This window comes from Oleiphilus sp. HI0061, from assembly GCF_001635675.1.
In genome coordinates, this window is record NZ_LWFE01000786.1 from 1 (window position 1) to 475 (window position 475).

Genomic DNA, 475 nt, shown 5'->3' on the forward strand with positions numbered 1-475 from the left:
AGAGGCTGATTATCTGCCGCGAGTTTACGAACTAAGGCCCGAAAATGGTGAAGTCGAGCTATTTATCAAAACCTCAAATTATCACTATTTATGGGGGGGTATTTGGCATGCACCTACGCTCACAGACGAAAGTGGTGTCCATAAAATTAGAGAGCTTCCTGTTCTCAAAGCGATGACTTCAGGCACCATTCTGCTTGCAACGGCTATTTTCTGTTGGTTTATGTTCTTGTCCCGCAGGCAGGATAAGAAGATCTTGTTCTTTAGCCTTTTTTGTTTGGCTATAGGTATTCGCCGCTTGTGTATGGACGAGCGTGTTCTCTACTTACTGAACTTATTTGATTGGCAGACTTTACAGTCAATGGAAAACATCACACTGTACTTGATGCTGCCTTTGTACTTAAGTTACTTTCAGCTTATTTTCCCTCAGACAAGCTCCAGGAAACTCCCGGCTCTGGGCTGGATTTGTGTCGTGCCC

1 protein-coding gene is annotated in these 475 nt (G+C 44.2%); it reads left to right on the forward strand.

The window, feature by feature from the left end; translation table 11 throughout:
- Window positions 1–475 (forward strand): 7TM diverse intracellular signaling domain-containing protein (locus tag A3735_RS09560; RefSeq protein ID WP_156499570.1); only part of this gene is annotated, 475 nt, incomplete at both ends.